This is a genomic window from Streptococcus equinus (assembly GCF_049393805.1).
GTDB lineage: Bacteria > Bacillota > Bacilli > Lactobacillales > Streptococcaceae > Streptococcus > Streptococcus equinus.
This window is the reverse complement of record NZ_CP185763.1, coordinates 1,350,723-1,363,725: the sequence shown is the minus strand read 5'-3', so window position 1 is coordinate 1,363,725 and position 13,003 is coordinate 1,350,723. Positions and strand designations below refer to the sequence as shown.

Sequence of the window (13,003 nt, the reverse complement as noted above, 5' to 3'; positions counted from 1 at the left end):
GAAGACAAAATCCGACCAAACTGGTCGGATTTTTTATTTATTTCAACACATAATCGTAAATGGCTTTTGCAACGCCTGCTTCATTATTAGTTGTTGTTTCATAACGACAAATTGCTTTGACTTCGTCAGTCGCATTTCCCATAGCAACGCTGTGCTCAGCGAATGCTAACATTTCAAGGTCATTAGCCGCATCACCTAACGCCATAACTTCTGCTTGCGACAAGCCAAGTTTTTCTGACAAAGCTTTAAGCGCTGTTGCTTTTGTATAGCCTTTAGGCATTGCTTCAAAGATGTATTCTTGGCTACGAACGACACTAAAATCTTTTGCTAACTCTTCTTCTTTTGCTGCTTGGAAAGGATCAAGCTGTGGCGCTTTTGCCATGTACATGGCTTGGAAAATAGTTTCATCAAGTGCCTTCATCTCATCCAAACTTTTAGCAATAGCTGTGTCAAAAACAAGACTTGCATCGTATTGAACCAATTCTGGAACTTCGCTACCTACGGCATAATAATGTTTTTCACCAGTCAATGTTAGGCACACATCAGGGTAATCAGCGATAGCTTCGTTCAATGTATCAAGTTCTTCATTTGTGACTTGAGCATGAAAAACAAGTTCCCAATTTTTTGTATTGTAAATTGTGCAACCATTATTCATAATGATATATTCTTCATCATCTAAGCCCAATTTTTCAAAAAATGGAAGAATACCTGATTTTGGACGTCCTGTACAAAGCACGATTTTTACACCAGCTTTTGCTGCTGCTTGAATCGCTTTTACATTTTCTTCAGGAATTTTTTTATCAGAATTGAGCAATGTTCCGTCTAAATCGATTGCAATTAATTTAATCATTTTTAATGACCTTCCGTTTAATTTTTGGCAAATGCCACTGACGCCAGTAGCCTATCATACGTAAGATTGTCAGAACTAAAACGAGCAAATAATAGCCTGGATCATTATGGACGATTTTAAAGAAAATGGCTAGCGCTGCAACGATAGCCCAGCCAGCGTAAACTTCACTACGCAAAACACTTGGCTTTCGACCAGCTAAAATATCACGAACGATACCACCACCAGCACCAGTCAGAACAGCTGCAACAATCACAGCACTCAAAGGCTGATGAAGTTTTACAGCATACATGGCTCCTTGAACACTAAATGCTGCAAGACCAATCGCATCTGTCAAAACTTCTGCTTTTTTCCAACCTTTGTGGGTAATGATATTTGGAAAAATCATGATAAATAGCATTGCTGCGAGCGCAAAATAAAAGCACTGACTTTGTGACCAAAGAGCGCTGATAGGCAGACCAATCAAAAGATTACGAATGGCACCGCCTCCAAAAGCTGTCACAAAACCTAAGATAAAAATCCCAAGTATATCAAAATCTTCATCCATCGCAACAATTGCTCCAGAAAGTGCAAAGGCGATAGAGCCGATGATACTTAATAAATCCCAAACATTCACTGTCATTTTTATTCCACACTAATTTTTTTCTTACTAGACTAGTTTATCATTTTTAGGCTAACAAAAAAACAGAGCAAGCCCTGTTTTTCTAAAATTTACCAAAATCCTTTATTTAATTTCTTGACCAAGTGCAAATTTTGTTCCTTTGAGAGCACGTTTTAGGAGAAATTTAAAAGGTCGACCTGTGATGGTTGCTTGTTTTTTCTCCAAATCAACTTTAACAGATTTGACACCTGGAACAGCTGACAATTTTTCAGTCACTTTTGTGACACAACCTTGACATTTCATACCTGTAACTTCATATGTTTTTTCCATGAGAAACTCCTTTATTTTAGTTTAATATATTTCAAGCGAAGAGCGTTTAATACAACAGAAACTGAGCTAAATCCCATAGCAAGTCCCGCAATCATCGGATTGAGCAAAGGTCCACCGAAAAGATACAAGACCCCCATCGCAACTGGAATAGCTAGAATATTATAGATAAATGCCCAGAATAGATTTTCTTTAACCACTTTAATTGTCAAGTGGCTGATACTTAGAGCTTTGAGAATATCTGAGATTTCTGGTTTCATCAAAATAATATCAGCGGATTCAATGGCAATGTCAGTTCCTGAACCTACCGCAATCCCAATATCAGCTACTGCTAAGGCTGGCGCATCGTTAATCCCGTCACCGACCATTGCAACCTGTTTGCCTTGGCTTTGCAAATCCTTGATAGCTTGCGATTTTTGGTCTGGGAGGACTTCGCTAATGACTGTTTTGATGCCTGCTTGTTTGGCAATAGCTTGCGCTGTTTTGCTATTATCCCCTGTTAACAAAACCACATCAATGCCCTTGTTTTGTAATTTTGAGACGGTCTCTTTACTGTCTACTTTTAGCAAATCCGCCACGGTTATCACACCTAGTAGTTGTTGATTTGCCGAAACGTAAATTGGAGTCTGACCTTTTTGTGTCGCAGCCAGCACCGCAGCCTCACTTGCACCCAAGTCAACTTGCAACTCTTCCATCAATCTGCGATTACCAATATAGAAAATCTGCCCAGCCACTTCACCTTGCAATCCTCGTCCTGTTAAAGAGGTAAAATTTTCAACTTCTGAAAAATCAAGTTTTTCAGCGACTGCTTTTTCCACAATAGCTTGACTCAGTGGATGCTCTGAGTATTTTTCAATAGAAGCAACCTTGCTAAGTAGAGATTTTTCATCACCATGGTAAGTGATAACATCAACGACTTGTGGTTTTCCTTGAGTGATAGTTCCTGTCTTGTCAAAAACCATGGTGTCAATGTGGTGTGCATTTTCCAAAACGTCACCACGTTTGTAGAGGATACCATTTTCAGCGCCACGTCCTGTTCCGACCATGATGGCTGTTGGGGTGGCAAGACCAAGTGCACAAGGACAGGCAATAACGAGCACAGCAATAGCAACTTGGAGAGCAAAAACAAAACTTTCCCCCATGACAAAATACCAAAAAGCAAACGTCATCAGCGCAATCGTAATCACAGCGGGAACAAAAACACCGGCGACTCTATCAGCGATTTTTGCAATTGGTGCTTTGGTCTGTTGCGCGTCTTCTACCAATTTGATGATTTGAGCTAGAAGCGTCTCATCGCCGACTTTTTCAGCCTGAATCGTCAGAGAACCTTGACCATTAATTGAGGCACCAAACACCTTGTCATCAGTTACTTTCTCGACTGGAATGCTTTCTCCAGTCAACATCGATTCATCAATAGCTGAATGTCCTGAAACCACACGACCATCGACTGGGATTTTTTCACCAGGTTTTACCAGAAGGATATCGCCGATAACAACATTCTCAATTGGGACTGATTCTTCAACACCGTCTCGAATGACTGTAGCGGTTTTAGCGGACAATTTCACTAATTTTTGAATAGCATCAGACGTGCGACCTTTTGACAAAGTTTCAAAATACTTTCCAAGCGTAATCAAGGTTAAAATCACTGCGACTGATTCAAAATACAACATGTGCGCGTGATGAGCATGCCCAAGAATAATATGATAAACTCCGTAAAGGCTATAAATAAAGGCAGCACTGGTTGCCAAAGCCACTAAAGAGTCCATATTAGGATGCCCTTTTATCAGTGAACGAAAGCCATTGACATAAAAGCGACGACCAAAATACATAACTGGCAGAGTCAAAACTAACTGAACAGAAGCAAAAACGAGCTGATGACTATCCATGCTCACAACGTCTGGCACCCACAGTCCCATCATACTTCCCATTGACAGATACAGAAGGGGGACTGCAAACAAAGCGGATAAAAGGAACTTATGCCACATGTTTTGAGTAGCTTCGCTCTGGCGCTCAGATTGACTTTTAGCCGTTGCCGGATCAAAAACACTAGCTCCATATCCAGCATCAGCAACTGCCTTTTCAATTTCCTCTTCACTGACCAAATCAGGATTATAACGGACAGTCATTTTCTCAGTTGTCAGATTAACAACCGCTGAATCGACATGATCTATTTTATTAACAGCATTTTCGACAGTCACAGCACAGGCTGCACAAGTCATGCCGTCAATGACAAAGACTTCTTCTTTTTCCATAAGATACCTTCCTGTCTAAATATCACAAATGAACTATTAGAGTTCTAGATGTTCTTTACAGCGACATTGCCCAGGAATACAATTACAAGGTACTTCATCTACTGTTTCTTCTCTTTTAGACAATAGCAGAGCTTGCAAGTCATCAATATCAGAATCAGTCACTGGTACTTCTTTTAGCAAGTGTTTCAAAATAGCCACGTGCTTGCGCTGGCAAAACTTCGAAAATAAATCATCTGCTTGCTGGTTCATGGCTTCCTGCTCAGAGACCTTACTTGAGTAAAGAAATCCCTTTCCAAGTTTTTGTCGAGATAAAAATCCTTTATCTACCAAACGTTTTAAGAGCGTCTTAATGGTTGAAGCTGTCCAATCATTTTTTTCACCTAAAATGGCAAGGATCTGACTACTTGTCGTTTTTTCTTTCGTCCAAACCACTCGCATGATTTCCCATTCTGCTTTTGAAATTGACATTTTATTCCTTTCTAAAACCTTTTAGTTTACATTTGTAAATTCATTATAATTTTATCGTCTACATTTGTCAACAAAAAAAGAGCACCCAAGTGCTCTGTAAAAAATTTAGATAAAAATTTTTAAGCAAGGCCATTTTTCTTGCCAATTTTTCTTTTTCAATCGCTCACAATAAACACGCATTCGCTCGCTATCACTCAAAAAATGAGGTGTTGGCTGAACAACAAAATTAAGAATATCCTCATCACCATATGGTAAAAAGAGTTCAAGCTCACCATCTTGCAGTCTTGCAGCAATTGCTGTGCAACGTTCTGGATACTTGCTGACAGCATCTCTTGCACTTTGATAGGGAGCAGTGTGAGGACTATGTTGGTGCATGAAAACTTGATTTTTAACTTCCCATTGATAATTGGGATAACTTGCTTGCAACTGTTTTTGAATAACTTGAGTCTTCTCATAAGTTACCTCAGGGTCAAAAAAGACAACATCAATGTCACTTGCATCTGATAGACCTGGTTTTCCTGATAAAATATTCCAAATATAATTTCGCAAAGTCCCTGCAGCTAGCCAAGAATCCTTCAACTTAAGCGCAGCTATTATTTTAAAAATCCCTACAAGCTCACCATCTTTTAAAAAGAGTGTCTTAATGTCCATAAATCTCTTACTTATTTTAAAACTGCCTCAAGCTCTTTTAAATTGTTAACGAAAATTGCCTTGTCACGAACTTCTTGACTGATAAAATCAGCTGATACCATTTTGTCAAATAGCTCAATCAAGGGATTATAGTAGCCATTGATATTTAGAAAAAGACAAGGTTTGTGATGCAGTCCAACACGCGCCCAAGAAAATGCCTGAACAATCTCCTCAAGTGTACCTGGTCCACCTGGTAAAGCCAGTAAGACATCTCCTTTATCCATTAACATACGCTTACGCTCATCCATGTCAGCCACTAAGGTTAAGTCTGTCAAATGCAGATGTGCCTTTTCACGTTTTTGAAAATCAAGCGGAATAATACCATACACCTCACCACCATCAGCTAAAACTGTGTCAGCAAGACAGCCCATCAAACCATCCTTACTTCCACCATAAACCAATTGATGATTTTGACTTACTAACCAGTGACCTAGTTTTACAACCATTTCCTTATAAATCGGATCATTTCCAAAACGTGAACCTAAATAAACTGTAATTTTCATAATCTCTTCATACCTCGCTAAATTAATTTCATTATAGCACAAAAAAAGCCCGCCTGTGGCGAGCTTTCATTGTTTTATTTTTTAGCTTCCAAATCACGAAGCATTTGGTCGATTTTATTTCCGTATTCGATTGATTCATCTTTGATGAATGTCAAATCTGGAATTTTGTACATTGTTAAGTTGCGACCAAGTTCGCGTTTGATAGTTCCTTTAGCTTTTTCAAGACCAATTTGTGCTTTTTGGTTATCTGAAGCAAGTTCAGAATGAATTGTGTAGTACACTTTAGCCATTGAAAGGTCTCCAAGCATTTGAACATCAGTAATTGTGACATCTTGAACACGTGGGTCACGAACTTTTTTATGCAAAATTTCGTTTACTTCACGTTTGATTTCCATACCAACACGGTCGACACGATGATTAGCCATAATTTTTCCTTTCTAATCTTTTTTGAAAAAAGCTAGGCTAAGCAAGCCTAGCTTTTATTATCATTTATAACTGTAACGTTTAGAAAGAGCTCCATAATCCTCTTAGATTGAAGACAAAGTCGCTTCTGATACTTTCCTTAGGTGGTATGGTCGGCAGCGAATTCCTTCGGAATTCCATGCCTAAGTTTTGAGCCTAAAGTCTCAAAACTTCCCGGTGGCTGATTTATCAACATTACAGCCACTATCACCACGGCAGAAAGTATCCTTTTATTGCTCGCTTCGCTCGCAACTAATCCTAAAATCTAATCATAGCAAAATAACTTGAAAATGATTTTAAGTTAAAAAGTTTTGTCTACGTTCTAAAACCATAGAGATTACCATATTTCCACAAAGATTTTAGTCTCAATGGGAAACGCAGTAGTTGAGTGGATTCTAATACGCTGATAAATCAGCTTTTACAACCCTACTCAACCGTGCGGGGGTAAGACGACGAACCTGCTTTTTGGGGTTCTGTCTTACTCCCTAACGTTTAATTTCTTCCATTACGTAAGCTTCGATAACGTCATCAACTTTAATGTCGTTGTAGTTTTCAATCATCAAACCACCTTCTTGACCGTTACCGATTTCTTTAACGTCATCTTTGAAGTGTTTAAGGCTGGCAAGTTTACCGTCGAAGATAACGACACCGTCACGGATGACACGTGCGCTAGCATCACGAGTAATTTTACCATTTGAAACCATGAATCCACCGATTGTACCAACTTTAGATACTTTAAATGTTTCACGGATGATTGCTTCACCAATGATTTTTTCTTTGTATTCAGGGTCAAGCATACCTTTCATGGCATCTTCAACTTCTTCGATAACTTTGTAGATGATTGAGTGAAGACGAATATCTACTTCATCAGCTTCTGCCTGTTCACGCGCTTGTGGTGTAGGGCGAACGTTAAATCCGATGATGAAGGCATTTGATGCTTCAGCAAGAGTAACGTCTGATTCGTTGATAGCACCTACAGCTGAGTGAACAACTGACACTTTCACACCTTCAACATCAATCTTAAGAAGTGATGCAGCAAGGGCTTCAACAGAACCTTGTACGTCTGCTTTGATGATGACGTTAACAGTCTTAACTTCACCTGCTTTAAGAGTATCAAATAGGTTTTCAAGGCTGACACGGTGAGTAACTTGACGTTGTTTCATAAGAGCACGTTTTGCACGTTCTTCACCAGCAGCACGCGCAGCTTTTTCATCTTCATAAACTGCAAAGTGGTCACCAGCCATTGGGACATCATTCAAACCAGTAATTGATACTGGAGTTGATGGTTCAGCCACTTTAACACGACGTCCACGGTCGTTAACCATAGCACGAACACGACCAAATGTGTTACCAACAACGATTGGGTCTTGAACATGAAGAGTACCTTGTTGTACAAGAAGTGTAGCAACAGGTCCTTTACCTTTATCAAGACGAGCTTCGATAACAGTACCGATTGCGCGAACTGTTGGGTCAGCTTTCAATTCTTCCATTTCAGCAACAAGAAGAACTGTTTCTAGCAATTCATCAATGTTTTTACCGAATTTAGCTGAAATTTCAACGAATTCACAATCACCACCCCATGAAGTTGAGATGATTCCGTGTTCTGCCAATTCACCGATAACACGTTCTGGGTTAGCACCTGGTTTATCAATCTTATTGATAGCAACAATGATTGGGACACCAGCAGCTTTAGAGTGGTTAATGGCTTCAATTGTTTGAGGCATAACACCGTCATCAGCGGCAACAATCAAGATAGTGATATCTGTGATTGAGGCACCACGTGCACGCATTGATGTGAAAGCCGCGTGACCTGGTGTATCAAGGAAGGTAATTTTCTTACCATTTTCAACGATTTGGTAAGCACCGATATGTTGAGTGATACCACCAGCTTCGCCTGTTGCGACACGTGAATTACGAAGGGTATCAAGAAGGGTAGTTTTACCGTGGTCAACGTGACCCATGATTGTTACGACAGGAGCACGTTCAACCAATTTATCAGGGTTGAGGTAATCTTCATCTACGAAGAAGCGTTCGATATCAGCTTCATCAACTTCAACTTTTTTATGAGCTTCAATACCATAATCAACCATCAACAATTCGATTGTATCGCTGTCGAGGGATTGGTTTTGAGTTGCCATAACACCCATCATGAAGAGTTTTTTGACGATTTCTGCTGGTTCGCGTTTGATACGTTTTGCGATTTCAGCAACAGTCATGCCTTCAGTGTATTCAAATTCTTTAGGTAATTCGTGGAACTTACGCTCTGTTACAGGTTTTGGAGCGTTGTTACGATTGTTATTATGTTTACCTTTTTTGTTTTTCTTGTTATTATTCCAGTTACTATTTCTTTGATTTCTCACTTGGTTTTGATTATTCCAGTTTTTTCTATTCTTGCGTGGTCCATCTTCATTATCACGTTCATAATCACGTGATTTTTCAGGACGAGCTTGTTTCTTACGACGTTTATCCACAGCAGGTGCTGCTTGTTCTGCTACGACATGTTTAGGAGCAGAAGTGGCAGGTTTTGCTGTTTTTACTTTGTGTTCTTCAGCCTTAGCTTTAGCATCCACACGAGCTTTGTGCTCTTTTTCTTTAGTTGCTTTTGCTTTACGCTTAGCAGCTTCTTTTTCGTGGATACGAGTTTCGCTTTGACGAGAATACTCAGCATTTTGTTCTGCTTTCAATGCAGCTGCACGTGCCTTGAAATCGATACGTGGCTTAGCTGATTGATTGCGATCATTTCGCTGATCTCTTTGGTGATTATCACGCTGTTGATCTCTTCGATTATGATTTTGAGAATTGCGATCGCGATGTTTGCGATTGTTTTGGGCATTCTCTTGTCTGTCACGATTAGAACGATTGTCGCGTCCTTGATTGTTATTGCGCTTTTTATCGCCGCCTTTAGCTCGTTTTTCTGCTTCGGCTTTAGCACGCGCTTCACGTTCTGCCTTGAAATTACGACTCTGAGGTTTTGCAGGAGCTGCTTTAGGAGCTTCCACAACTGTTTTCTCAGCAGGTTTTGCATTGCCTGAGAATTTTGCCGCAATTCGTTTGGCATCAGATTCGTCAACGCTAGAAGAATGGCTCTTCACATCAAGTCCTAATTCTTGAGCGTAGTCAACAATTTCTTTGCTTGATTTGCCCAGTTCTTTAGCGATTTCATATAATCTTTTCTTTGACAATTGATGTCCTCCTATTCTGTTAGTTCATAAGAGTCCTCATTTTCTTTGAAAATCCAGCGTCTGCTATGGCAACTACTTTACGTGTTTTACCAAGCGCAGCACTTAATTCCAGTGTGTTAAACACTGTGGAGACTTCTACTTTGTAATAATGACTTTTATCAGTTGTTTTCTTTGTCAAATTATCACCAGCATCATTTGCCAGAAAAACAAGTTTTGCTTTACCAGATTGGATAGCCTTAATGACTAATTCTTCTCCAGAAATGACTTTTCCTGCACGTTGTGCCAGTCCAATTAAATTTGACAATCTTTCGCGGTTATTCAAGACCTAACTCTCTTCTTTTGACTTTGTGATCTACGTAAGCAATCAATTCATCATAAAATGATTCAGGAACTTCCATTGAAAAGCTACGATTAAAGACGCGTTTTTCTTTGGCTTGGAGTGCTTCTTCATTATCAAGTTTGATGTAAGCGCCACGACCGTTTTGCTTACCAGTTGGATCGATAAAAATCTCACCTTCTTTATTCTTAACAATGCGAAGTAAATCACGTTTATCAATAACTTCACCTGAAACAACTGATTTTCTTAAAGGTATTTTACGTGTTTTAGCCATGAAACACCTCTATCTTTCTTATTCTGCGTCGTTTGCTACAACTTCTGTTTCAGCAGTTTCAGCAACTTCTTCAGCTGGAGCAGCTGCTTGTTCTGCACGTTCAGCTTCAAGTGCTTCATATTCTGAAGCAGATTTGATGTCGATACGGTAGCCAGTCAAGTGCGCAGCCAAACGAACGTTTTGTCCACGACGACCGATAGCAAGTGACAATTTGTTGTCAGGAACAACAACTGTTGCACGTTTGCTGTCTTCTTCATCGAAAAGAACCATATCTACTTCGGCTGGTGCAATAGCGTTATAGATGAATTCTGCTGGATCTTCAACCCATTGAATAACATCAATGTTTTCTTCAACAGGAACTTCAACGCCAGCTTTTGCATCATAACGTTTTGGATGGAATTTGCTGATAACTTTCTTGATGTTGCTTCCACCGCGACCAACGATTGTACCGATAGCATCAACGTTTGGATTGTGGCTACGTACAGCAACTTTTGTACGGTCACCAGCTTCACGAGAAACGCTCATGATTTCAACAGTTCCGTCAAATACTTCAGGAATTTCTTGTTCCATGATGCGTTTGATGAATTGAGGGTGGCTACGACTTACAAAGACGTTAACACCTTTTGGATTGTTTTCAACTTTGTATACGTAAACCTCGATACGGTCGTGTGATTTCCATGTTTCACCAGGAATTTGATCTTGGTGTGACAATTGTGCTTCAAGAGAGCCAAGGTTAACGTAGATGAAACGTTGGTCAAAGCGTTCAACTGTACCAGTCATGATTTCGCCTTCGTGTTGTTTGTACTCATTGTAAGTTACTTCACGGATTTGACGGCGCATTTTTTCCATGATAGTTTGTTTAGCTGATTGAGCAGCAACACGACCAAATTCAGCAACAGATTCTTCAAAGCGAATTTTGTCACCTAGTTCGTAAGCTGAGCTGATTTTCAATGCATCTGACAAACTGATTTCTAGACGGCTATCAAAAACTTCTTCAACAACTTCACGAACAGTGTAGACTTTAAAGTCACCTTTTTTGTCGTCGAATTCAATAACACATGATTCAGATTGACCATAACGACGTTTGTAAGCTGATTTCAATGATTCTTTTACAGCGTCGATGATATCGTCTTTGTTAATGTGTTTTTCTTCTTCCAAAATACGGAAGGCTTCTAGCATTTCTTTGCTCATTTTTTTCATTGCTCCGCAATAGGCAGAGCATTATCCTTTCGTTTATATCTAAATAAAATCAGATTGTAGTTTATAACAGTTGACTACAATTTCACTGCCAAACGCGCTTTTGCAACAGTTGAATACGGAATTTCAACAGTTTTCTTGCGTGTTTTGTCCAAATAATCAATTGTCAATGTTTCACCATCAAAAGCAACAAGGTCTCCTTGAAATACCTTAACTTTGTCGATAGCTTTGTAAAGACTCACATTGACATAAGATCCTACAGCTTTTTCAAGAGCTTCTTTAGTCTTCAATGGACGCTCTAAACCAGGGCTAGAAACTTCTAGCATGTATTGTTCTGGGAACGGATCTGGTTTGATAGCATCAAGTAGAGGACTAATAATTTCAGTTAAATCAGCTGTATCATTTACTGTGATACCGCCTGGTTTGTCGATTAAGATACTAAGGACATAGTCACTGCCCATTTTACCGTACTCAACATCAACCAATTCAAACGGTTCTTTAATAGCAGGTGCAACAGCTTCTGTAACCAATTCAATGATTGTATTTGCGTTTGCGATAAGAATCCCCTCCTTTATCTATTAAAATAAAATAGAAAGTTCAATCACATCGGCTGACCTTTTCAAGCCACCTCAATGCTACTCGTAGAAATTGCTTTAACTAAACTAGTATTAAGCACACACAAGAGGCGAAGTAACAAACTCCGCCTCCTTCTACTTATTTTATATTATCATACCATATTTCTATAGCTTTGACAAGTTAAAAGCTTATCCATCAATAAAACTCAGCCTTTTCCATTTAGAATATCTGAAGTCTTATAAAGACCTGGCGAATAAGTTCTGCCAAAAAGTTTCTTCGTTAAAGCATTGAATGTATAGTGGTCTTCTAGAATCAATACCTTATCATAAGCCTTCAAAAGCGCAATAAAATCTTTATCTGAAAATGTAAAATCATCTCTGGCATCGATATTTTCATTCCAAAGATAATAACTTGTCGCACTATCATTATAGGATTTCATCAAATCCAAGAACTCTTTGTCAGCTGAAACAAAGTTTTCTCTGGCATCAACATTAACATCCCAAAGATAATAACGGCTAGCATACTGGAGAAAGAAACTATCGACATTTTCTTTATCTGTCGTAACAACCAAGATTCTGTCTTTAGAATCATCCATCTTATTTCCAACAAGTTGATGAAGTTCTTTTGAGACTTTATTAGTTTCTTGATTATTATTAAAGACAATGCTGTTATTTTCGGACAAAAACATACCAACTGCATAAATCGACAAAACTAAAGTCGCATATTGATACAATCGTTTATTAAACAAACTCTTATAAGATTTTGCATTTCGACGGCTAAACGTTTGTTCATACAGACATTCATCCATTTCCCAAGCAAGAGCCATGACCATATAACCAAAACTGAAGATAACCATACTTGATGCGTAGCGCTCAAATCCAGCTAATTGCAAAGCTTCTTCTGTCGGCATAGCTGTCAAATACATCAGTAAAATACTGATATAATAAGTCACAAACGACATATCGATGAAAAACCAAGTCCAAAAAATTTCTTTTTTGTGTTTCAATCGAATACCAATGATAACAAAAGCAACTAGCATTATCACATTGATGAGAATAAATCCTTGTGTCGCTAAACTGCTAACATCAAAAATTGATTTTACGAATAAATTGATGATTTTTTCTGGGACGCCTGAAATATGACCAGACAAGATTTCTCCTTCGACTTAAATAGTACTCCAGAATTACAACTGCTAACAATCCTGTTAAAATTGATAAAACTAGCAGATTGCCACGCTCGACAACAATTTCATCATAAAGCAAGATAACTGCTAGCACTAACGCAATC

The 13,003-nt window shown here is 38.9% G+C and carries 13 protein-coding genes and 1 pseudogene; all 14 read right to left on the bottom strand.

Annotated elements, in window-relative coordinates; translation table 11 throughout:
* Positions 1-37: 37 nt before the first annotated feature.
* A complete protein-coding gene (locus ACN0NP_RS06795) occupies positions 38-850 on the bottom strand; it encodes a Cof-type HAD-IIB family hydrolase (RefSeq protein WP_074480813.1) in 813 nt (270 codons plus the stop codon).
* Positions 843-1,469: a trimeric intracellular cation channel family protein gene (locus ACN0NP_RS06790; protein ID WP_021141739.1), complete on the bottom strand. Its 627-nt coding sequence runs from the start codon at positions 1,467-1,469 to the stop codon at positions 843-845. The genes ACN0NP_RS06795 and ACN0NP_RS06790 overlap by 8 nt, the downstream gene beginning before the upstream one ends.
* Before the next feature lie 102 nt (positions 1,470-1,571).
* Complete coding sequence (locus tag ACN0NP_RS06785) at positions 1,572-1,778, bottom strand: heavy-metal-associated domain-containing protein (protein ID WP_021141738.1); 207 nt, start codon at positions 1,776-1,778, stop codon at positions 1,572-1,574.
* A gap of 11 nt (positions 1,779-1,789) precedes the next feature.
* On the bottom strand, positions 1,790-4,027 hold the full coding sequence (locus ACN0NP_RS06780) for a heavy metal translocating P-type ATPase (RefSeq protein WP_423217003.1): 2,238 nt from the start codon (positions 4,025-4,027) through the stop codon (positions 1,790-1,792).
* A gap of 36 nt (positions 4,028-4,063) precedes the next feature.
* Entirely contained in the window at positions 4,064-4,495 is a 432-nt protein-coding gene (locus ACN0NP_RS06775; RefSeq protein WP_024344617.1) for a CopY/TcrY family copper transport repressor, read from the bottom strand.
* Positions 4,496-4,600: 105 nt separating this feature from the next.
* Positions 4,601-5,146 (bottom strand): nucleotidyltransferase family protein, encoded by a 546-nt coding sequence (locus ACN0NP_RS06770; RefSeq protein ID WP_423217002.1) that lies wholly within the window; start codon positions 5,144-5,146, stop codon positions 4,601-4,603.
* Between the two features lie 11 nt (positions 5,147-5,157).
* On the bottom strand, positions 5,158-5,688 hold the full coding sequence (locus ACN0NP_RS06765; protein WP_074534113.1) for a TIGR00730 family Rossman fold protein: 531 nt from the start codon (positions 5,686-5,688) through the stop codon (positions 5,158-5,160).
* 74 nt (positions 5,689-5,762) lie between these two features.
* Positions 5,763-6,113, bottom strand: a complete 351-nt coding sequence (gene rbfA, locus ACN0NP_RS06760; RefSeq protein ID WP_003067449.1) for a 30S ribosome-binding factor RbfA — start codon at positions 6,111-6,113, stop codon at positions 5,763-5,765.
* Positions 6,114-6,635: 522 nt separating this feature from the next.
* The gene (infB, locus tag ACN0NP_RS06755; protein ID WP_423217001.1) at positions 6,636-9,332 is read right to left on the bottom strand and encodes a translation initiation factor IF-2; all 2,697 of its coding nucleotides are present in this window, start codon (positions 9,330-9,332) and stop codon (positions 6,636-6,638) included.
* 19 nt (positions 9,333-9,351) lie between these two features.
* Positions 9,352-9,654, bottom strand: a complete 303-nt coding sequence (locus ACN0NP_RS06750; RefSeq protein WP_423217000.1) for a YlxQ-related RNA-binding protein — start codon at positions 9,652-9,654, stop codon at positions 9,352-9,354.
* Complete coding sequence (gene rnpM, locus ACN0NP_RS06745; protein ID WP_003067455.1) at positions 9,647-9,943, bottom strand: RNase P modulator RnpM; 297 nt, start codon at positions 9,941-9,943, stop codon at positions 9,647-9,649. Before rnpM ends, ACN0NP_RS06750 begins: the two co-directional genes overlap by 8 nt.
* An 18-nt stretch (positions 9,944-9,961) precedes the next feature.
* Positions 9,962-11,134: a transcription termination factor NusA gene (nusA, locus tag ACN0NP_RS06740; RefSeq protein ID WP_021141728.1), complete on the bottom strand. Its 1,173-nt coding sequence runs from the start codon at positions 11,132-11,134 to the stop codon at positions 9,962-9,964.
* Between the two features lie 83 nt (positions 11,135-11,217).
* Positions 11,218-11,715, bottom strand: a complete 498-nt coding sequence (rimP, locus tag ACN0NP_RS06735) for a ribosome maturation factor RimP (RefSeq protein ID WP_024344612.1) — start codon at positions 11,713-11,715, stop codon at positions 11,218-11,220.
* Positions 11,716-11,921: 206 nt separating this feature from the next.
* A pseudogene (locus ACN0NP_RS06730) lies at positions 11,922-12,860 on the bottom strand (hypothetical protein); the annotation flags it as partial.
* Positions 12,861-13,003 lie beyond the last annotated feature (143 nt).